At 71.2% G+C, this 21,619-nt stretch carries 15 protein-coding genes and 1 pseudogene; 3 read left to right on the forward strand and 13 right to left on the reverse strand.

Translation table 11 applies throughout. The features are described 5' to 3' along the window. Nucleotides 1-173: 173 nt before the first annotated feature. The 3 genes from E4N62_RS16215 to E4N62_RS16225 form a co-directional block, all read right to left on the reverse strand. Nucleotides 174-1,130 (reverse strand): hypothetical protein, encoded by a 957-nt coding sequence (locus E4N62_RS16215; RefSeq protein WP_230215179.1) that lies wholly within the window; start codon nt 1,128-1,130, stop codon nt 174-176. Further along, nucleotides 1,127-1,468, reverse strand: a complete 342-nt coding sequence (locus E4N62_RS16220) for a PadR family transcriptional regulator (RefSeq protein ID WP_230215181.1) — start codon at nt 1,466-1,468, stop codon at nt 1,127-1,129. The genes E4N62_RS16215 and E4N62_RS16220 overlap by 4 nt, the downstream gene beginning before the upstream one ends. A gap of 271 nt (nt 1,469-1,739) precedes the next feature. Then, the gene (locus tag E4N62_RS16225) at nt 1,740-2,516 is read right to left on the reverse strand and encodes an NPP1 family protein (RefSeq protein ID WP_230215183.1); all 777 of its coding nucleotides are present in this window, start codon (nt 2,514-2,516) and stop codon (nt 1,740-1,742) included. Nucleotides 2,517-3,111: 595 nt separating this feature from the next. Here E4N62_RS16225 and E4N62_RS16230 point away from each other — a divergent pair. Both E4N62_RS16230 and E4N62_RS16235 read left to right on the forward strand, forming a co-directional pair. Further along, a complete protein-coding gene (locus E4N62_RS16230) occupies nt 3,112-3,288 on the forward strand; it encodes a DUF397 domain-containing protein (protein WP_230215556.1) in 177 nt (58 codons plus the stop codon). Nucleotides 3,289-3,845: 557 nt separating this feature from the next. After that, nucleotides 3,846-7,628, forward strand: a complete 3,783-nt coding sequence (locus tag E4N62_RS16235) for a hypothetical protein (protein WP_230215185.1) — start codon at nt 3,846-3,848, stop codon at nt 7,626-7,628. Between the two features lie 190 nt (nt 7,629-7,818). On the opposite strand, the pseudogene E4N62_RS48690 reads toward E4N62_RS16235, so the two are convergent. The 4 genes and pseudogenes from E4N62_RS48690 to E4N62_RS16250 all read right to left on the reverse strand — a co-directional run. After that, nucleotides 7,819-7,872: pseudogene (locus E4N62_RS48690) on the reverse strand (hypothetical protein); the annotation flags it as partial. A gap of 90 nt (nt 7,873-7,962) precedes the next feature. Continuing rightward, entirely contained in the window at nt 7,963-8,163 is a 201-nt protein-coding gene (locus E4N62_RS16245; protein ID WP_230215187.1) for a hypothetical protein, read from the reverse strand. A 189-nt stretch (nt 8,164-8,352) separates the two neighbouring features. Beyond that, nucleotides 8,353-8,478, reverse strand: coding sequence for a daptide-type RiPP (locus E4N62_RS48000; protein ID WP_268269456.1), 126 nt, complete (start codon nt 8,476-8,478; stop codon nt 8,353-8,355). A gap of 81 nt (nt 8,479-8,559) precedes the next feature. Then, nucleotides 8,560-8,760 (reverse strand): hypothetical protein, encoded by a 201-nt coding sequence (locus tag E4N62_RS16250; RefSeq protein WP_308185111.1) that lies wholly within the window; start codon nt 8,758-8,760, stop codon nt 8,560-8,562. Nucleotides 8,761-8,945: 185 nt separating this feature from the next. Here E4N62_RS16250 and E4N62_RS16255 point away from each other — a divergent pair, with 185 nt between their 5' ends. After that, nucleotides 8,946-10,466 (forward strand): NCS1 family nucleobase:cation symporter-1, encoded by a 1,521-nt coding sequence (locus E4N62_RS16255; protein ID WP_230215189.1) that lies wholly within the window; start codon nt 8,946-8,948, stop codon nt 10,464-10,466. A 45-nt stretch (nt 10,467-10,511) separates the two neighbouring features. Here E4N62_RS16255 and E4N62_RS16260 read toward each other — a convergent pair whose 3' ends face one another. The 6 genes from E4N62_RS16260 to E4N62_RS16290 form a co-directional block, all read right to left on the reverse strand. After that, complete coding sequence (locus tag E4N62_RS16260) at nt 10,512-11,459, reverse strand: CU044_5270 family protein (protein ID WP_230215191.1); 948 nt, start codon at nt 11,457-11,459, stop codon at nt 10,512-10,514. A 1-nt stretch (nt 11,460) separates the two neighbouring features. Then, nucleotides 11,461-12,093 carry an RNA polymerase sigma factor gene (locus tag E4N62_RS16265; protein WP_230215193.1) on the reverse strand — a complete coding sequence of 211 codons (633 nt, stop codon included), beginning with the start codon at nt 12,091-12,093 and terminating at the stop codon, nt 11,461-11,463. A 452-nt stretch (nt 12,094-12,545) separates the two neighbouring features. Further along, nucleotides 12,546-16,139 carry a sodium/proline symporter PutP gene (gene putP, locus E4N62_RS48695; protein ID WP_308185114.1) on the reverse strand — a complete coding sequence of 1,198 codons (3,594 nt, stop codon included), beginning with the start codon at nt 16,137-16,139 and terminating at the stop codon, nt 12,546-12,548. Nucleotides 16,140-16,493: 354 nt separating this feature from the next. Next, complete coding sequence (locus tag E4N62_RS16280) at nt 16,494-18,983, reverse strand: PAS domain S-box protein (protein ID WP_230215195.1); 2,490 nt, start codon at nt 18,981-18,983, stop codon at nt 16,494-16,496. A gap of 266 nt (nt 18,984-19,249) precedes the next feature. Next, nucleotides 19,250-20,932 carry a SulP family inorganic anion transporter gene (locus E4N62_RS16285; protein ID WP_230215197.1) on the reverse strand — a complete coding sequence of 561 codons (1,683 nt, stop codon included), beginning with the start codon at nt 20,930-20,932 and terminating at the stop codon, nt 19,250-19,252. Nucleotides 20,933-20,940: 8 nt separating this feature from the next. Next, entirely contained in the window at nt 20,941-21,618 is a 678-nt protein-coding gene (locus E4N62_RS16290) for a GAP family protein (RefSeq protein ID WP_230215198.1), read from the reverse strand. Nucleotide 21,619: the final 1 nt, after the last annotated feature.

A 21,619-nucleotide genomic window follows, 5' to 3' on the forward strand; every position in this document is an offset into this window, starting at 1 on the left:
GTCGTCGGGGGCCTCGGGGGCCTGCCTTGAGGCCCCCGGACGGTGCGTGGGCAGGGACGGAGAATCGTGCTGAGTCATCGCTCTGTTTCTTCCGTTGAGGGGGACGTTCGGTCACGCACGTCGTGCGGCGCGACGTGGGCCGCACGGGCTCGGTCGGCCCACCTGGGGCGCTCCTATTCGGCGAGTGCCTGCGCCTGTCGGCGCTGGGCGGCGATCGCCAGGGCGGGGAGGGGTGCGATCAGCAGGAGGAGGACGACCAGGTCCGGAAAGGACTGCATGAACGCGTCCGGACGGACGACGATCGCCTGCGTGCGGACGAACGCGACCGCCGCGACGGGGATCAGCCACCGGTGGTCGCCGGTGGCGGCCGTCGCCGCCCACGCGGCGAGCAGCGCGGCGACTTCGAGGACGAACAAACCGCGCTGGAAAGCCGGACTGACGGAGATGATGTGCAGGCCCCCGGCCACGAACATGGCGAGCACGACGGGAGCCAGCCAGCGGTACGAGCGGCGTCGCAGACGGCTGGGACGGCAGAACGCCAGCACGGCGCACGCGGCGCACAGTGTCCCCGAGAGCACCAGGTCACGGGCCGTCAGCGGGGCGCCGAGACCGTAGTAGCTCAGGCCCGCCTTGCCCTCGTCGCCGAAGAGGGTGCGGCCCTGGGACGTGGTGCCGGCCCAGATCATGGCTGCCGCGGCCGGCAGCGCGATCCACGGCCTGCCACGCAGCAGAGCGATCAGACAGCCCAGCGGGAGCAGCCCGTAGGGCAGCAGCCGTATCCGCGTGGGACCTTCGGCCCACGGATACCAGCCGGAGAAGTGGAAGGCGATGGCGTGCTGTCCGGGGTCGATGCGCAGTGCCCAATGCCACACGTCCTGCAGGTACGGAACCAGCGCCAGCGCGGCGAGGGCCAGGGCGGCCAGATGGATGCCGTCCAGCCACCACGGCCGGGCCGTGTCGTCGACGACGGCACGGGCGCGGGCCCGCACCCCGGCGCGCACCAGGGCGGCGACTTCCCGCGGCGGGGGCCAGGAGCGGCCGGGATACGCCTCGGACAGGCAGGCCAGCACCTCCTCTCCCTGTCGGGAACGGTAGGGCTCGGGATAGACCGCAAGCAGCAGACGGTTCATGCCGGGGCCGCTCCGGCATCCCGCGAGCGTCCGATGACGACGGCCGCCGCCTGCTGCATCCGCAGCGCCTCCCGGCCGAGCGCCTCGGTGCCGTCCTCGGTGAGCCGGTAGTAGCGCCGCGCCCGCCCGTCCACGATCTCCTCATGACCGGCGGCCACCAGCCCGGCCCGCTCCATCCGCTCCAGCGCGCCGTAGAGAGTGCCGACAGCGATCCGGAGCCGCCCGTCGGTGGCCTGCTCGGCAGCCTTGATGATGCCGTAACCGTGCAACGGACCATCCATGAGCGCGGCAAGGATGAAGTACTGCGGTTCCGTCAGGGGCGGATTCCGTCTGGTCATGCATCGAGCATATATCGAGCTACGAAATATATCTGCCAGCCCTGAGTGATCACCGGCAGCACCTCCATGCCTGCGGCGAGCGTCATCGCCTCCCTGGCACGCGGGCCATGAGGTCTGCCATGGCGCTGTGGATCACGGCCTCGGATCGATCGGGCGAGTTCGCCGCGTAGCCCTTCGTGCAGCGGACAGCGCCGCTTCGTTCTCCGACGGCGCTGTCCGCTGCACCCAGCCGGGACCACCGCCGGCGGCTGCTCGGTGGTCGGGCCGTGCGTCAGAACGCGGGGACCTCGCCGGGCCGGGCCTTGTTGATGTTGCTGACCAGGTTGTTGGTCAGCGGGAAGTTGGCCCTGCCCCACTGGGAGTTCCACAGGGCGTCGCGCGGCGTCTTGCCCATCTGCTCCATGGTGACCAGGGCCGGGGTGTCCCAGCCGCCGTTGCCCCAGGCCTCGGGAACCTCGCCCCACTTGGCGAAGCGGAAGGCGTGCGTGCTCGCGCCGTCCTTGTGGTAGACGATCTTGACGCGGTTGCCGTCCATCGGCACCTCGTTGATCGGGTGGGTGCTGTAACCGCCGTGCCGGGAGGCGGCCAGGTACCGGGGGCGCTCCTCGCCCTGCTTCTGGAAGACCACGACGGACTCCCAGTCGTGGCGGTGCCCGAAGGCGTCGGCACCGTTGAGCGTCTGGTCCTTCTCGAAGTAGAGCGCGTAGACGTAGGCGCACCAACCGTTCCGGCACAGGGACTGCGCGTACGTGTTGGCTCTGCCGAGGTGGCCGTCGCGGCACTGGCCGGTGATCGAGCCGCTGGGGTTGAGGCCGCCGTTGAGGTTTCCGTTCGCGTCCACCGCCGCCGCGGGGAAGCAGCCGTCCCCGTCGTAGTCGAAGAGCGGCATGTACTTGTTCTGGAACGTGCTCGCGTTCCACGGCAGCGGGTTCAGGACGCCGGCGCTGGCACTGCCCGTCAGACCGACGGTCAGGGCGGCGGCGCTGCCCAGGACGAGGGCGGCCTTGGCGAGACGGGACCGTCGGCGGGGCTTGGCTGTCCGAGACATGTGGGGTGCTCCAGTGGTTCTCTTGGTTCGTTCTGCCGGGACTCCGGCGGGACGACACCGAGACTGGAGCGCGTGGAGTTGATCGGCGGCATGTTCTGATCAGGGCGAACAATCGTCCTCGGCGTTTCGGGCGGATGTTCCTCGTGGCGTCAACACCCGTTCCTCTCGCGCCGTTCGCCGTTCACCTCGCGTTGTCCCGCGGCCTTGGCGTCTCACTCGAACCAGACGGGCCGCCAGGCGGGTCGGTCAGCGGAACCCGCCCCCACCGATCCGTCACGGCCTCGACGATCCCCACTCCGCGCCCGTCCTCGGAGAGTTCGAAGAGTTCGAAGAGTCCGTCCACAGCTGTGGACGACCGCGGGCACGGCCTCGTGTCGGTGACCTCCACGCACAGCCCCGGCTCCTCCGGCAGCCGCGGCATCAGCACCGCGGCACGCCGGTCGGGACGACAGATACAGGCGGAGGATGCGGCGCAGGTGCCGGGCGGAGTGCTCACCGAGGGTGAAGACGGTGCCGTACCGGGCGCCAAGTCCTTCCTCGGGAGAGGCAGTTACGCAATTCATGCCACCGGAGTGGAGTCCAGTCCACACCGGATCTGGCCAATGTCCCCTGGCGTAAGTCCGGTTACAGCGGACACACGGGCGGCGACTGCGTCGAGGTCGCCCACCTCACCCCCCACACATCGCCGTCCGCGACTCCAAGGCCCCGAGTCGGCACCCTCGCCCTCTCGCCGGAGGCGTACGTCGCCTTCGTGGGCCACGTCGGGCGCTGACGACCACGCCGGAAGCCGCCGGCGGACGGGGAGTGTCCGCGCGGCTGTTTCTGCCCCTCGGGGGGGATGAGGGGCACGGGTTCAAGACTGGCAGTCGGAGAGTTGATCGTCAGCCCGTCCGATCAGGGCAATCAACGCCGGTCGGGTCACGGCCGGCGTTGACCCTGTTCAGGACGAGGGCGTAGTCGGCCAGGGCCGTGAGCGTGACGCCGATGAGCCGGTTCCACCGGTCGATCGTCCAGACCCGCGCCGGCTCACCGCCTTGCGGAGCGGCGACGCCCGCGTGGTGCGCCGTCGCATGCCCGTGTGGGGCATGTGCTGTCCTCCAGGTGTTCGGAGTGCCGGGATCGGCCTTGCCCCGCCGCCGCTCGCAACCGGAACGTTGCTGTGCACGTCCCATCTGCCAGGCCGATCAATCTCGTGGGCGGAAGGAGGCTTGATGGACGTCACATGCCGCCTCGCCCGTACGTCACCCGTTGGCAACCTTGTCGCTACCCGGCGGCTTGTACGTTCGTCGCGCTCGATGTCCCTTTCGCCGGCCGTACGGAGGTGTGCGCATGGCGCGCCCGGAAAGACCGCTGGACCCGACGGCCGGTCCCGTGCCGCGGCTCGCGCACGAGCTGCGGGAGCTGCGCAAGGCCGCGGGGAGCCCCTCGTACCGGAAGATGGCCGATCCGGCGGGCTTCTCCGCGACAACGCTGTCGCAGGCCGCGGCCGGTGAACGGCTGCCGTCCCTCGCCGTCGTCCAGGGCTATGTACGGGCCTGCGGCGGCGACCCGGACGAGTGGGAGCCGCGGTGGAAGGACGCCGAGGCGGAGGTGGCCGGGGAGGTCCGCGAGGACGACGAGGAGGCGGCGGCGCCGTACCGGGGCCTGTCCCGGTTCGAGCCGGCCGACCAGGAGCTCTTCTTCGGCCGGGACCGCCTGACGGAGGACCTGCTCCAGCTGGTGTGCGGGCACCGGTTCGCCGCGGTGTTCGGCGCCTCCGGCAGCGGGAAGTCCTCGCTGCTGCGGGCCGGACTGATACCCCGGCTCCAGGAGGAGATCGCGCAGCGGGGGCGTCCGGCGGTGCTGCGGGTGCTGACGCCCGGCGACCGGCCGGCCGTCAGATACGGCCATCTGTTGACCCCGGCGGCGGACGAGCCCGAGAGCTGGGTCGTGGTGGACCAGTTCGAGGAGGTCTTCACCCTGTGCCGGGACCGGGCCGAACGGGCCCGGTTCATCGACCTGCTGCTCGCCGCCCGGGACCCCGGCAGCCGGCTGCGCGTGCTCATCGCCGTACGGGCCGACTTCTACCCCCGCTGTGGCGAGCACCGCGGTCTGGCGGACACGCTGTGCGGCGCCGGACTGCTGGTCGGCCCGATGACCGCGGAAGAGCTGCGGGAGGCGGTCGTCAAGCCGGCGCAGGAAGTCGGGCACCTGGTGGAGCGGGAGCTGACCGCGCGGATCGTGGAGGAGGTCCTCGACGAGCCCGGCGGGCTGCCGATGCTCTCGCACGCCCTGCTGGAGACCTGGCGGCGACGCAAGGGCCGGGTGCTCACCCTCGCCGCGTACCAGGCGGCGGGCGGGGTGCGCGGCGCGATCGCGGCGAGCGCGGAGAAGGCGTACGGGCAACTGACCGCGGAGCAGGCGGATGCCGCCCGGTGGCTGCTGCTGCGGATGGTCGAGCCCGGCCAGGGCACCCCGGACACCCGGCGCCCGCTGACCCGGGCCGAGCGCGCGGAGGTGGCCTGCCCCCACGTGCCCGTGGTGGTGGAGCGGCTGGCCCGCGCCCGGCTGCTGACCGTCGACGAGGACGCCGTCCAGCTCGCCCACGAGGCGCTGATCACCAGCTGGCCCCGGCTGCGTGGCTGGATCGAGGAGGACCGCGAGCGGCTGCGCCCCCGCCGCGCGCTGACCGACGCCGCCCGCATCTGGCTGGAGCACGACCGCGACCCCGGCGCCCTGTACCGGGGCACCCGCCTGGACCGTGCGGCGGAGCTGTTCCCCGACCACGAGCACGACCACTCCCTGACCGTGCCGGAACGCGAGTTCCTCACCGCCGCGCTGGCGGCCCGGGAGGCGGAACGCCGGGCCGCCGCCCGATCCACGCGCCGGGCACGGGCGGGTATGGGCGTACTGGCGGCGGTCCTCGTGGTGGCGCTGGTCGCGGGTCTCGCCGCCTGGACGCAGGGCCGGGACAACGAGCGCCGCCGCATCGACGACGCGGCCCGCCGCGTCGCCGCCGTCGCGGACGGCCTGCGCACGACCGACCCGCGCACCGCACAGCTGCTGGGCGTCGCCGCCTGGCGGGTGGCCGAGCTGCCGGAGACCCGGCGGGCGCTGCTGGGCTCGCTCGGCCAGCAGGAACTGGACACCTTCAGTGACCAGGCGCCGGGCGACGGCCCCTTCCGCCGTCTGACGGACTCCGGTCGCACCCTGCTCAGCGTCGAGGGGCGCACCTGGCGGACCTGGGACGTGGCACGGCACCGGCGGATCGCCGAGGGGCGGCTGCCGGAGGGCGCCACCGCGGTCGGGGCGAGTCCGGACGGGCGGCTGCTGGCGATCCAGGGCCATGGCCAGGGCGACGGGATACGGCTGTGGGACACGGCCGCCGGACGACCGGTCGGTGACCGGCTGCCGGCGTCGTCCTTCGTGGAGTTCGGCGAGGGCACGTATGTCGTGGGCGCTTGGGACGACGGTCGGGAGGGCACGGGGGTGCACTCGGCCACGGACGGGAAACTGCTGTTCGAGGCGGAGTTGGACAGCACGGTGCCGAGCGCGGTCGGCCGGCTCGCCGCGCTCTGCACCGTCGGGGAAGGCGACGCGCCGCAGGTGCGGGACCTCACGGCCCGGCGCACGGTGCATGGGCGCTGGGAACGCGCGGGCGACGTCTGCGGCCAGGAGCGCTCGCAGCTGGTGCTCGGCGGGGAACGGCGGCTCGCCGCGGTGACCCCGAGCGGCGTGCGGGTCTGGGACGTCCGGTCGGGGGAGCAGCTGGCCGACCTCCCCGACACCGGAGTGAGGTCCGCCTCCTTCAGCAAGGACGGGAACTTCCTGGCGATCGTGGACAGGGAGGAGATCAGGGTGTGGCGGCTGGGCGTCCACGCACCGGTGTTCCGGCACTCCCTCAACAACCAGCACCCGTACGACGGTCCGGCCTGGGACCCCGGCCGCCCGGTACTGCGCTATCTGGAGGCCGGCACGGTCCACACCCTGGACGTCACGGCGGCCGTGACGTCAGCCTGGCAGGACGAGCCGGCGGGCAAGGTGCTGATCAGCCCCGACGGCCGCACCCTGGCCGCCGCGCGACGCACCGGCGACACCTACCGCTTCGAGCTGCGCGACACGCGCGACCGACGACTGCTCAGGACACTGCCGCCCGCGCCGTTCCCCGTGTCGCGCGATCCCTCCCGGCCGGTACTCCCGGAGTACACCCTCCCCCTTCTGGCCTTCACCCCCGACGGCAAGGCGCTCGCGTACGCCGTCTCGGCCCCCGGTTACGAGGCGTCCCCGCAGCGCCTCACGATCTGGGACGTCACCCGGGGCCGGGTCCGCACGACGCTTGACCTGGCGACGCGGACATCGGCCGGGGCGGTGATCACGATCGCCCTCGGCCCGGACGCCCGCACGCTCCACCTCACCCGCACACCGGCCGTCGGCGAACTGCTCAACGAGACCTGGGACACCGCCCGCCACCGCCGGACGGCGGTCCTCACGGGCCTGTCCAGCAGTCACCTGGGCGTCCGTCCCGACGACGGGCTGCTGGTCGGCGACAACCGCAAGGCGACCCTGCCGGGCGGCAGGGCCACCGGACGCGACCTGGTCCAGGGCGGCGAGCTCGGCGCCCTCGCCTTCGCTCCGGACGGTTCGCGGCTCGCGGCGGGGGACCAGACGGGCCGGGTGGCGCTGTGGGACGCAGAGGTCCGGCAGCGGGAGGGGACCCTGCCCAACGTCTTCCCCGCGCTCCCGGAGGGAACAGCCGGCGGACCGGACACCGGCCCCGACCCGATCAACGGCGACACCTCCGAGGCCGTCAGCGCCCTCGCCATCAGCCCCGACGGCCGCACGCTGGCGGTGGGCGGCGAGGCGGGAGGCCTCCAGCTGTGGGACATCGCCACCCAGCAGCCGCTCGGCGGCCTCCTGACCACACCCGGCGACACGATCGACACCGTGGCGTTCGGCGCGGACAGCGGCACGGTGTACGCGGGAAGCCCGCACGTGCCTCTCCAGCGCTACTCGATCGACCCGGCCCGGGCGGTCGAGTCGGTGTGCGCACGGGCGGGAGTGCGCGAGCTGACGCGGGCGCAGTGGCGGACGTACGTGCGTGACGTGCCGTACCGCAAGGTGTGCGGCGACTGATGAGTCCGGCGTTGCCGTGCTCGATACGGGCCGACTCATGCCAGTACCACGAGGTCAAGGGGAAAGCCTGCGACCGTGCTGATCTGCGGAATTGGCTACCGGGCAAGCGCACCGGAGTGCGGATTGCGCACGTGTACGGCATGCCGAAGACGGTGGTCCGTCCCGAGGTCGGAAGACTGAGGCCGAGGAGCATCCGCAGGGAGGTCGTCTTGCCCGCGCCGTTGCGGCCGAGAAGACCGACGATCCGTCCCGGCCGGACGTGAAGGAGAGGTTCTCCACGACCGCCGTCCCGCCGAAGACCTTCGTCACACCGTCGAAGCGGGCAACGGCCATGTCACTCACCACCGCTCCCGGCACGGGCGTTGAGCCCGATACGCAGGACGACGGCTATCAGAGCGACGGCGCAGAAGAACATGAGTCCGTCGGCCGCCCAGCCTTCGAGTGACACCTGGCTGATGGCGATGCCCGTCACAAGGACCGGGATGGTCAGGGCCAGCTTCATATTGACTGCGCGCCATGACTCATTTTCCGACATGAGATTTCCTATTGGGAATCCTTTCACTGTGGCGGACCAATTGTGGTCCGCCGAGGAACCGACTCCGGAAGGTCATGAGTCGACCGGAGTCGGCACCACCACGAACAAGGCAGCGGTCAGGGCTAATCAGAACGCAGCCTGCGGTTCGCGGAACCTACCGTGTGTCAGTCGGTCCTTCGATCGACGTGATCACGTGGCGGAGACCACGGCCGAGGCCACGCCGCCGTAGATCGCGCTGACGCCCACGGAGACGGAGACGCCCTCCTTGAAGTTGCTCCAGAAGCCGGGGGCCTCCAGGGCCTCCAGCTCCTGCATGCCGAGCTCCAGGGCAAGCTTTTGATGTCCGCGGTACTGAAACCGTCGAGCATCGGACGACCCGCACCCCGCGCCGGTTCCTCAGACAGCGCGCCCGAAATCTGCCGAGGCGATGCGATCCCGTTCACCTGCCGCCCGCCGGGCCACGCCCAGGTCGCGGCTGCCCGGTCCGACCGCCGCCGAGCAGGGGCGCAGTTCGCGGCCCATCCGCTGGTAGTCCAAGATCAGCGTCGCTTCGTGGAACTGTTCGTCGGTGATCCGGCGCTGCTGGTGCGTCGGCACCGGCACTCCCTGGCTCGTCCTCGCCGCCCCTTCCGCGACCCGGTCCTGTAAATGGAAGAGATTTTCCGTTGATGGGTCTGGTACGCGCCCGACACGCCGGTGCAACAACCTGGCCGTTGGCTGCCGCAATCAACCGTCCGGCGCGGCGCCGGCAGGGGACAGGGCACAGCGAGAAGGAGCAGGACATGACGGCCACGGACAGCGCGGACGCGGACAGAACCACCACCCCGCCCGGGTACTCCTCCCGTCTCTACAACGCGGACCTGGCCCCCGCCACCGAACGCAAGTGGGGCGCCTTCAGCATCTTCAACGTCTGGACCTCGGACGTGCACAGTCTGTACGGCTACTTCCTGGCCGCCAGCCTGTTCCTCGTCGCGGGCGACACCTTCAAGTTCCTCATCGGCATCGGTGTGGGCTCGCTGATCATCTACTGGCTGATGACCCTCATCGGCAAGGCGGGCGTCAAGACCGGTGTCCCCTACCCGGTCCTCGCCCGCGCCTCGTTCGGCACGTTCGGCGCGAACGTGCCAGCCCTCGTACGGGCCGTGGTCGCCACCTTCTGGTACGGCGCCCAGACCAGCGCCGCCGCCGGCGCCATCGTGGCCTTCCTCGTCCGCTACGACGGACCCAGGCATCTGCACGAGACCAGTCGGCTCTTCGACCACAGCGGCCTCGAAGTGCTCTGCTACCTCGGTGTGTGGGCCGCCCAACTGCTCATCATCAGCAAGGGCATGGAGACGGTCCGCCGTTTCCAGGACTTCGCCGGCCCGGCGGTCTGGGTGATGATGCTGATCCTCGCGATCGCGCTGTCCGTGAAGGCCGGGACGCTGTCCTTCTCCGTCGACATGCCGAGCGGCGACCTTGCCGCACTCGCCAAGAGCGCCACCGGGCTCGACGTCAGCCCCGGCTCATTCGCCGCGATCGCGGCGATAGCCGCCACCTGGGTCACCTACTTCGCCGCCCTGTTCCTCAACTTCGGTGACTTCGCACGCTTCACCCCGGACACGAAGGCCCTGAAGAAGGGCAACATCTGGGGCCTGCCCGTCAACCTGATCCTCTTCTCCCTCGTCGCCGCGATCACCACGGCCGCCGCCGGCAAGGTGTACGGCGAGGTCATACTCGAACCGGCCGAGATCTCCGCCAAGTTCGACAGCGCGTTCCTCGTCCTGCTCGCCGCCCTGACCTTCGCCGTGGCGACCCTCGGCATCAACGTCGTCGCCAACTTCGTCAGTCCCGCCTTCGACTTCGCCAACGTGGCCCCGAAGCACGTGACCTTCCGCAGGGGCGGCCTCATCGCCGCCGTCATCGCACTCCTGCTCTACCCGCTCCACCCCTGGGACAACGCCCCCAGCTTCGTCAACGCCATCGGCTCGACGATGGGCCCCATCTTCGGTGTGATCGTCGTCGACTACTACCTCATCCGGAAGACACAGCTGAACGTGCCCGCTCTGTACGAGGAGCACGGGGAGTTCCGCTTCCAGGGGGGCTGGAACGTACGGGCGTTCGCCGCCGGTGTGGTGGGCGCCGTCTTCTCCAGCATCCTCCCCGTCTACGGACCGTCCGGATACGGGGCCTCGCTGGGTCCGTACTCCTGGTTCATCGGAGTCGTCGTGGCCGGCGTGCTCTACTTCGCGTTCAGCAGGGGCAAGAGCCCCCACACCGCGAGGACGGCGGCAACGGAAGCACCGGAGGCGACAGAGGCATAGGAGTCCGCGGGCGGGGCGGCCCGTGGGCCGCCCCGCCCGGCCGGTTCAGGGCTTCTCGCCGTCCCGGTCGACGAGGGACTGGGTCATCTTCATCTCGCAGAAGGTGACGTCGCCCTTCTTGTACGAGCCCCCGACCGACGAACCGTCCTCGTACTTCTCGTCGTAGTCGCGCACCGCGACCGACTGGGTCCCCTGGTACTGGAAGGTGTCGGGGTCGAGGAGGTACTCCCGGCGCTGAACGACCTTGCTGCCCAGGTCCGGGTATATGGCGATGGCGTCCTGCCCCATGGGGTCCTTCACCAGGTGCGGGACCACTTTGATCCCGGGGTCCGCGGCCAGGGCCCGGAACAGCTTGGCCATTCCCTGCGGAGGCACCGGATAGGCCTCGTCGAGGGTCGCCAGGAGCGCGAAGGTCTCGATCTGCTCATCCGTCAAGCCGGTGTCCTCGCCCATGGGGAACATGTCGGCCGCCCGCTCACGGATCTCGGCGGGGTCGTCCGGCAGCGAGGCGAGCAGGCGATACAGCCGCCGCTGCGAGGGCTCGTCGTCGCCGTCCGTGTCGTCCTCCCTCACGGGGCTGTCGTACTGGACCCACTCCTCGCTCACCTCGGGCTCGGCATCGGGCGCCGCGTCCGACGCGCCGTATTGGCACCGCGCGGTCTTCAGGTAGACCCACTGGCCGTCGCGCGGACGCAGATCCGGCTGCTGCGACACCACTTCCGCCGCCTGTTCCAGCAGTGCCGTCGCGGACGTCAGGTCGGGGCCGGCGGGCTGCACGCCGCGCTCGGGTTCATCGCCCCCGACGAGCATGGTCACCAGCACCGCGATGGTGACCACCGTCGCGGCGACCCCCGCGGCCGTCACGCGCCAGTCCCACCGCGTCCTGCGGGCCGAGCCCTGCTGCGCCGCGCTCAGCAGCTGCCGGCGCCCGGGAACCAGCCGCGCCCGCTCCGGCGTCGGCGCGTCGGCGCGCAACTCGTGCAGCTTGGTCATGTCATCCATGGGTTACCGCCCCGCTGTGGTCGCTTACGAGGGTGGGGTCGGCGCCGAGCGCCTTGCGCATCCTGCGCCGCGCCCGGTTCAGCCGGGAGCGGACCGTGCCGACCGGCACCCCGAGGGCGTCGGCACACTCCTGGTAGGTGAAGTCCGCCCAGGCGACCAGCAGCAGCACATGCCGGTCTTTGCCGGGCAAGGCCGCGATCGCCCCCGCCAGCGCCTGCTGCGAGGCCGCGGCCGTCACCCGCTCGTCGGCCCGTTCCGACCAGGACTCGGCCACCGGGTCGACGCCGGTACGGGCCAGCGCCCGCAACGCCCGCACCTCGGAGCGGCGGTGGCTGCCGATGAGGTTGCCGGCGATCCCGTAGAGCCACGGCCGGGCACTGGCGCGCGTGACGTCGTAGCGGGCGCGGTTGCGGAAGGCGATGAGGAAGGTCTGCGCCGTGATGTCGTCGGCGTGACCGTCGCCCAGCCGGCGCATCACGTACCGGTGGATCTCGGCGGCGTGTCTGTCGTAGAGCCTGGCGAATATCTCCGGCTGCTCCAGTGATTCCTGGATGACCAGCGCGTCGTCGGTGGGTGGATCCCCCACGAGGCCCTCACTTCTTCGTGCAGTAGGAGTGGAGTGCATTCCACCCCCTGTTGTCCGAAGCGGCCAGGAGGGTTCACGCGCGGGTGTGGAACCGCTCGCGGCCTTTTCGGATTCGGCTGAGTCTCACGTGCGGTTCGCGTCGAGTGAGGTCGGGCACTGGTGTGTGTTCGGGTGTGCGTACGGCCGAGGCCGACGAGGTACTGGTCGACGGCCTCGGCCGCTACGTCAAGGCGGCCCTCTCGATCGTGCCCGCGCACCCCGGGCGCGGGCGTCGGCCCACGGCTGACAGCCGGCCTGAACCGGCAGCGGGACGGCGACGACCGCGCAGTACCCAGCATCCGGTGCGCGCCATTGCCGGAGTCCGTCTCCACCGAAGCACGCATGGTGATCACCGGGTTGTCGTGACGTACGGCTCGCCGTCCGCCTCGATCACCGTACGGCGACGTGACCGGGTGCCGTCGGCAGGAGTGCCGCGTGAGGGTGCCGGAACGCTATGCCCGGCGGACCGAGGTGGCGGCAGGGCCGGGAATGACCTGTTCCGCCCAGATGATCTTGCCGGTCGCGGTGTAGCGGGTACCCCATCGCTGGGCGAGCTGGGCCACGATCAGCAGGCCCCGCCCTCCTTCGTCGGTGGTCCGGGCATGGCGCAGACGCGGCGAGGTGCTGCTGGCGTCGGAGACCTCGCAGATCAGGCTGCGATCCCGGATCAGGCGGAGGCAGACCGGTCCGCTCGCATGGCGGATGGCGTTGGTGACCAGCTCGCTGACGATGAGCTCCGTGGTGAACGTCAGGTCGTCCATGCGCCACTCCGCGAGGTGCCGGCCGACGAGGGCGCGGGCGTGCGCCACGGCGGCCGGGTCGCTGGGCAGGTTCCAGGAGACGACCTGGTCCGGAGCCAGCACGCGGGTCCGGGCGAGGAGCAGGGCCGCGTCGTCCGACGGCGGACCGGTCAGCAGGGCGTCGACCACACTGCGGCCGATGCCCTCAAGGGGCCGGGACACCGTGAGGGCCTCGCCCAGCCGGGACAGACCGACGTCGATGTCCCGGTCGAAGGTCTCGATGAGGCCGTCGGTGTAGAACGCGATGAGGCTGCCCTCGGCCAGTTCCAGTTCGACGGACTCGAAGGGGAGGTACCCGAGGCCGAGCGGCGGTCCGGCGGGCAGTTCCAGGACGTCGGCGACGCCGTCCGGGCCGACGACCACGGGCGGGAGGTGACCGGCCCGGGCCAGCGTGCACCGTCTGCTGACGGGGTCGTACACGGCGTACAGGCAGGTGGCTCCCATGAACGCGGTGCCCGCCGTCCCGTCCCCGTACGCCGCCGACTCCCCGCTGCCGTCCTCCTCCGTGAGGCCGATGACCAGGTCGTCCAGATGAGCGAGCAACTCGTCCGGAGGGAGGTCCAGGTTGGCGAGCGTGCGGACGGCGGTGCGCAGGCGTCCCATGGTCGCCGCCGCGTTCATGCCGTGCCCGACCACGTCCCCCACGACCAGTGCGACCCGGGTTCCGGAGAGCGGGATCACGTCGAACCAGTCGCCGCCCACACCGCTGGGAGCGTCCGCCGGGAAGTACCACGACGCCACCTCCAGAGCGGACCCCGCCGTCAGTTCCTGCGGCAGCAGGTACCGCTGCATGGAACGGGCCGCGGCGCGCTCGCGGGTGAAGCGGCGCGCGTTGTCGACGCTCACCGCCGCCCGGGAGACGAGTTCCTCGGCGAGACGGACATCGTCCTCCTCGAAGGGGTGGCGGTGCCGGGACCGGGCGAACGTCGCCACGCCCAGGGTGACGCCGCGCGCCCGTACCGGAACCACCATCAGCGAGCGGAAGTCGAACTCTCGCAGGGTGGTGCCCAGTGACTGGTCCTCGGTCACCCAGGCGCTGGTGGAGGGGTCCATGATCCGTTCCACCAGGGTTCTGCTCTCCAGCAGACAGCGGGTCACGGGCGACAGGGCGGCACGCCGTACCGTTTCTCCGACGGCCAGGGACGCCTCCGGACAGCCCTCACGCACCGACTGCTGCGCCGCGCGGCGAATCACGGGCGTCATGTCGACCGGTCCGGGGGCCGGTTCCTCGCCGCGCATCACCGAGTCCAGCAGGTCGACGGCGACGAAGTCGGCGACGACCGGCACGACCTCGTCGGCCAGTTCCTGAGCGGTCCGCGTCACGTCCAGCGTGCTGCCGATACGGGCACCGGCATCGTTCAGCAGGGCCAGGCGCTCCTGGGCCCGCCAGCGCTCGGTGACGTCGATGATCATGTACCAGACACCCACGGCCCGGCCCCGGCGGTCCTTCATCGCGAAGAAGGAGGCGGAGTACGCGCGTCTGCGGTCGAGGTCCGTGGAGCCGGGGGCTCGGAACTCGTAGTCCATCACCGGGGCCCCGGTCTCCAGAACCGTCCGCATCTTCTCCTCGAACGCCTCCGCCTCCCCGCTCGGCAGCACTTCCGTCGCCTTCCGCCCCAGCCGCTGTTCCAGGGGGATCAGGCGGTCCAGCGGCCTGTTCACCCAGACGTAGCGCAGATCCGTGTCCAGGACGGCCATGCCGACCGGTGCGTGGGCGAGGAACGGCGAGAGCATCAACTGGCTCATCCCGCCGCCCGGCATCCGCCAGAAGGCCCGTTTCGGCGGACGGCCGACGAACCTGCCGAAGACCAGTGCGGCGACCGTGGCGACCAGCACGCCCGGGACCATTTCGTAGATGCCCGACTCCAGTGGCCCGAGCAGTGGATTGATCTTCTTCCACAGAAGCACCGTCGCCGCGCCCGAGACGATCCCGGCCATGGCCCCCGCCCAGGTCATACGGGGCCAGTGCAGTGAGAGGAGGACGACCGGCCCGAAGGCGGCTCCGAAGCCCGCCCAGGCATAGGCGACGATGCTCAGCACACCGCCGCCCTCCAGCGCGATCACGCAGGCCACCAGGATCACCACGACGACGGAGCCGCGACCGATCCACACCAGCGTCCTGTCGGAGGCACGCCGGTTGAGGAACGCGTGGTAGACGTCCTCCGTGAGGGCGACGGACGACACGAGAAGCTGGCTGTCCGCGGTCGAGATGATCGCGGCCAGTACGGCGATCAGCATCGGCCCGGCGACCCAGGGGTTGAGCAGGGTCCGGGTCAGGTCGATGTAGACCGTCTCCGGGTCGCTGAGCGGGACCCCGAGCTCCCCGATCCCCACGAGGCCGACGAGTGTGGCACCGGCGAGCACGACGACGACCCACACCGTTCCGATGCGACGGGCCGCGGGGACGGCACGGATGCTGCGGATGCCCATGAAACGGGCCAGGATGTGCGGCTGACCGAAGTAGCCGAGGCCCCAGGCGAGCAGCGAGATGATCGCGACGGCGCCGAGCGACCCGTCCGCCGACCACTGACCGCCCGCGTAGCCGACGTCGGCCCCCGCGTCCAGCAGCTTCGGCGTCCTGCTCTCCACGGCATCGCCCAGTGCCCCGAAGCCGCCGAGCGCCGCGATACCGACCAGAGGGAGCACGAGCAGGGCGAGGAACATCAGCGTGCCCTGCACCACGTGCGTCAGGCTCACGGCGAGGAAGCCGCCCAGACCTGAGTAGATGACGATCACCAGGGCGGTCAGCGTCACCCCGAGTCCGAAACGGAGGTCGAAGACCTGCTCGAACAGCAACCCGCCGGCCACCAGACCGCTGGCCACGTAGACGGTGAAGAACACGAGGGTGACCGCCGCCGAGACCATCCTGAGCAGCCGGGTGCGGTCCTCGAACCGCTCCTCCAGATAGGCCGAGAGACTTACGGCGTTGCCGGCGTGCTCGGTGTAGGTGCGCAGCCGCGGAGCGACGAACAGCCAGTTGAGGTAGGTGCCGACCGCCAGGCCGAGCGCGATCCAGCCGGCGCCGAGGCCGGCCGCGTAGACCGCTCCGGGAAGGGCGAGGAACAGCCAGCCGGACATGTCGCTGGCCCCTGCGGACAGGGCGGCGACGAACGCGCTGAGCCTGCGGCTCCCGAGGGCGAAGTCGGCGAAGGTGCGAGTGCGGGTGTACGCCCAGACGCCTATTCCGATCACGGCGACCACGTACACGACGAACGTGGTCACGACCGGCGCACTCAAGTCGAACATGTCTGTCCTCGCCTGCGAGGTCCATGAGACGGGCGCGACCGTCGGCACGCCCGACAGCCGTACGCCCCGGCGTACAAATCTACAGATTCAGGTCACAAGGGGGCGACTTACGCCTCCGGTGCATCGATCGACGGGCCGAGGCCCGGCGCCGGTGCCCGTGCTCTCGGTGCTGCGACGGTCCGCGCGCGTGAAGCCCTTGCTCCCGACGGGTGTGCGGGTGCGTCCAGCGGTGTGCGGGGCCCGCGGGCCCTTCGTCGACGTCGCGCCCGGTGCCGAGCGGCGGCCCGCGTCGCGGCGGGCGTGACGAGCAGCGGGTCGTCGCGCGTCTCGCCGCGGCGATGGCCGCGTCGGCGATCAAGCACAGGCGTCCTCCCCTTCCCGGCCGGGCACAGCGATCATCAGCAGCGTCACGTCGTCGTCGTGGGCGGCCGTGTCCGGGATGAGCGTCCTGATCAGCCGGGCCGCGGCACGGTCGAGCTTCTCCGGGTCCATGGGAACGCCCTTCGGCAGGGCTTCGAGGGCGTGGGTGAGTACGTCGATCTGGGCCTCGATGTCGGTGCCGGGCCGTTCGACCAGTCCGTCGGTGTAGAGCACGAGGGTGCTCCCCGGCAGCAGCGGCAGGGTCACCTCCGCGAACAGCACCTCGCCGTCGCTCGCGTCGTTGACGCCCAGCGGCACACCGACCGGTGCCGACAGCCGGTGGGCGGGCCCGTCGGGGGGCACGACGATGACGGGCAGGTGCCCGGCCGAGCACAGGGTGACCTCGTACGCGTCCTGGTCGATCACCAGGTAGGCGCAGGTGACGAGCTGGTCCGCCAGGTCGCCGACGAACATGTCCAGCCCGGTCATGAGCCGGCTGGGCGAGGTGCCGGTGCGGGCCAGCGCGTGGGAGGCGGCACGCAGCTGTCCCATGACGGCCGCCGCCTCCAGGCCACGGCCCATCACGTCGCCGATGACGACGCCGGTGCGGCGCCCGCCGAGGGGGATGACGTCGAACCAGTCACCGCCGACGCCGGGGTCCTGGACGGAGGCCAGGTAGCGGTGGGCGCTGGGCAGGTACGGGAGGCGGGGCGGCTCGCCCATGAGGCTGTGCTGCAGGGTGTAGGCGATGTGTCGTAGCTGCTCGTAGCGCTCGGCACGTTCGGCCTCGGCCCGTCTGCGTTCGGTGATGTCCCGTACGGTCAGGAACACGAGGGTCTCGTGCTCGGCCCGGAGGCTGCTGACGCTCACCTCGACGGGGAACTCACGGCCGTCGCCGTGCAGCCCGTACAGCTCCCTGTCCATGATCGTCGGCTTCGGGGCACGCAGGCGCAGGTAGGCGCCGAGGAGGGCGCCGTGCCGCCGGCGGAGAGGACGGGGCACCAGGTCGACGACCTCGGTCCCGACGAGGTCACCCGGCGCACGCCCGAACAGGCGTTCCACCTGCGTATTGGCCATGACGATGGTGCCGCGGCCGTCCGTGATCAGGGTGGCGTCGGGTGCGGATTCCAGCAGCGCGCGGAAGCGCCGGTGCGCCCGTTGGACCTCACGCTGAGCCGCGACCCGCTCGGTGATGTCGGTGACCACGCCGCACAGCGCGTAGGGCGTGCCGTTCGCGTCGTTCAGCGGGAATAGGGAGGTGAGGACGTCCTGCGGACCCCCCGGCAGGGTGATCGACTCCTCACGCTGCACGGGGGCGCGATCGATGAGCACGGCGAGGTCGGCGGCCCGCGCCTGACGCGCGAGGCCGGGTGGCAGGACGTCCTTGTCCAGACGGCCCAGTACTTGTTCCCGGGACAGGCCCGTGTTCTCCTCGAACGTCGTGTTGACCGCCAGGAAGCGGCCGTGCACGTCCTTGATGAAGACCAGGGCCGGCGTGTGGTCCATGAAGGCCTGCAACAGCGCGTTCTGCCGCACCTGCCACTCGGCGCGGGCATGAGCCACCTCGACGCGGCGGCCCACGCCCAGGGCCGCGAAGACGACCGCGGTGAACACGGTGACGTGGCCGGCCACCAGCAGCGCGGTGCCCAGCCGCGTCCCGAACAGCCCCGCGTCCTCACCTGCCAGCACGCTCCAGCCCAGCAGCGGCGGCACCACCACGACGGTGGCGAACAGCCAGCGGCCCAGCGCGCCCGTGGTGCCCGCGTTCGTCAACAGCCCCGCGAGACCTTCGTCCGGCCGGGCCAGGAAGGCGGCCGTGCCCAGCAGCACCAGAGCGAGCGCGGTGTGCAGGGCCATGCCCGTGTAGGCGCCGAACCGCTCCAGCTCGGGCACCGCGTAGGCGGCCCCGTACAGCCGGAGCATGCCGAGAGCCCCCACGGCCAGGCCCGGGATCTGGCTGCACCAGGCGGGGATGCGGGACGTACCGGCGCACAGCGACGCCATGGCCCCGAGGGTCAGCGCCGCGGCCGTGTTGGGGGCCATCCGGCCGGGCGTTCCCGTCGCCGCTTCCGCGGTGTCGTCGGTGACGAGGAGTTCGTCGATGCCGAGGCCCGCCCCGGTCGTGTACTCCACGATGGTGAGCACGCCGATCAGGGCGGCCAGAGCCGCCGCGGCACGCGCCGCGACCATCCGTCGGCGGCCGGGACCGGTGGCCGCCACGGCCAGGGAGAGCCCCAGCGCCAGAACGCCCACGGCGGTGTTCGCCTTGACGCTCACCGGGTCGCCGGGCAGCACGCTCTTCAGCGTATCGACGTCGACGATCCATCCGGCCAGGCTCAACGCGCCCAGCAGGGCTGCCGTCAGGGCGGCGGCCCGTGCCGTCGCGCGAGCAGCGGCCAGGACAGGCGCCCGGAACGGCAGACCATCGGCCTGTACCGCTCCCCGTGCGCCGGGCGGTCCGGGCGCCTGCCGCTCTCTCGTCACCGCGTCCCTTGTGAAGGAAGCATCAGTCAGCACTCTCCGGACCAAGGATAATAAAAGCCATATGGAACGATATTCCGTGCCGTGGGGGCGATGTGGCGTCGGCCGCAAGCCACCCTGAGGTGCAGGTGCAGGTGCGGACCGTGTGCCGGGCCCTGCAAGAGCGACCTGGCGGGCGGCGAAAGCGCGTCGGAGGACGTCGTGGATGGTGTGCGCGGCCGGGTCGACGGCATCCGCAAGGTCGTGGAAGGCTGCACGGCACGGTTGCGTCATGTGCCCGTCCTGGCCGCGTCGACGGCCGCCCGCACGGTGGGATGAACGTGTCTCAGCTCCGTCCTGGCTTCGGCGGTGCGCAGCACGTCCCGCACCTGACCCACGTCGCGGGCCAGCAGGAGCCGGACACCGCGGGCCTGCAGTTCCTCGGCCAGCTCGTCGAGCATGCGTACCGCGCCGACGTCGATGAAGGGGACCGTCTCGGCGTCGATCACGACCGCCGTCGCCCCTTCCCGGCCGGCGGCCCTGCGTACCGTGGACCGGATTCGCTCGGCGTTGGCGAAGTAGATGCCCGCCTCCACGCGCAGCACGATCACCCCCGGGATCCTGCGGCTGTCCGTGTGCCTGTCGAGCGCGGCGAAGTGTCCGTTGCCCGGCAGTTGCCCGAGTTCGCTGATGACCGACCGCGAGGAGCGGTAGAGGAGCAGGAGCAACGAGGCACCGATGCCGATGAAGAGGCCGGGCAGCGTGTCGAAGATCATCACCCCGAGCATCGCGGCGACCGCGGCGAGGAAGTCGGGCCGCGCGGCGACGCCGTAGGCCTGGCCGAGCCTGCGGGTGAAGACGCGGTACAGGGCGACCAGCGAGGGGATGTCGACCAGTTCGACCACCGCCGCGACCACCACCCCCGCGAGGACCGCCTCGGGAAGCTCCTCGAACAGGCCGGTCAGGAAGAGGAGCGTGATCACGGCAAGGGGGGCGACGAACACTCCGGACAGCTGGGTGCGTGCGCCCGCCGACCAGTTGACGGCGGTCTTCGAGAGGCTGCCGTTGACGATCATGCCGCTGGACAGGCCGGCGCCCAGGCCGGCCGCTCCGAGCCCGATCAGCTCGCGGTTGGCGTCGACCTCGTAGTGGTCGCGTGCGGCGTAGCTCTTCGCCGCCCCGAGTCCCTCGGCGAAGGCGACGAGCAGCACGCCGACGCTTCCGGCGGCGAGGTCGCCGAGGTCGCCGAGCGAGACATCGGGGAAGCCGAAGGAGGGCAGCCCGCTCTCGACGCTGCCGACGACATCGACACCGTGGTCCTGCAGATCGAAGGCCGCTGCCACCGCGATCCCCAGCGCCACCGCGATCAGCGAGCCGGGCACGGTCGGGGCGACGCGCTTGAGCACGAGGATCAGGAGGAGGCTGCCGACGCCGACCAGGGCGGTGAGGCCACTGGCTCCGCCGAGGTCGCCGATCAAGGCCCAGATCTTCTCGAAGAAGTCCCCCGACCCGCCCTCGACACCGAACAGCTTCGGCAGCTGGCCCGCGATGATCGTCAGTGCCAGCCCGACGACGAAGCCTTTGAGTACCGGCTCGGAGATGAAACTGGCGAGGAAGCCGAGGCGCAGCAGCCCGGCGAGGAGCGCCGCGATGCCCACAGTGACGGCCAGTGCCGCGGTCATCGCGGTGAAGTGTGCGCTCGAACCGTCGGCGGCCTCTCCGACGATCGCCGCCGAGAGCGCCGCCGTCGCCGCCATCGGCCCGACCACCAGGTGCTTCGAGCTGCCGAAGGCGGCGTAGAGGATAAGGGCCGCGGGCGCGGCGTAGAGGCCGACCACGGGCGAGACGCCGGCGATCGTCGCGTAGGCGAGCGCCTCGGGCACCAGCACCGCCCACACGGTCACCCCGGCCAGCGCGTCCCGGCCCAGCCACTGCCGCCGGTACCCCCGCAGCGAGGGGAACAGCCAGTGCATGTCCGCCCTCACGAGGAGAGATCACTGAGGGCGTCGCCCATCAACTTCGCGGCGAAGAGCAGGCAGATCACGGCCATGATCGCCGTGTTGTGCCGCTCCATCCAGAGCTTGAGACCGTCGAGGATGTGCTGCGAGCGCTCCTTGAGGGCGAAGTAGAGCACGACCGGCGTTCCGGGCCCGAGCGCCCCGAGCACCACGTAGACCGCCAGTGCCACGGCCTGTGCGCCGGCGGAGGCGTCCGTGCGTGCGATCGCCGACGCCGCGGCGATCGAGAGCAGCAGGTTCTTCGGGTTGAGGGCGGACAGCGCCATCCCGAGTGCCAACGCCTTGGCAGGGGCGAACGAGTCGACCGCCTTCATCCACTTCGGCAGCGTCACCTCCTCGTCGCCACGCGGCCGGCCGCGCCACTCCTTCACCGCCACCCACAGCAGCAGCACGCCGAGCGCCAGGTCGAGCGCGCTGACCCAGTCGGCCGGCTGCCCCTGGTCGCTCGCGCCGGCGCCGCCGGAGACCAGCAGCACGATCGTGCCGACCAGAGCCAGTCCCAGGACCCAGCCCAGGAGCAGCGCCGGTCCGTTGACGCGCGCCCTGGGGGTGGCGAGCATCAGCACCACACCGATGATCGGGAACGCGCTCAGCGCGACGGCGACGCCGTAGGACAGGATCTGCCCGATCGCCTCACTCACG

The organism is Streptomyces sp. MNU76 (assembly GCF_020982545.1).
Lineage (GTDB): Bacteria > Actinomycetota > Actinomycetes > Streptomycetales > Streptomycetaceae > Streptomyces.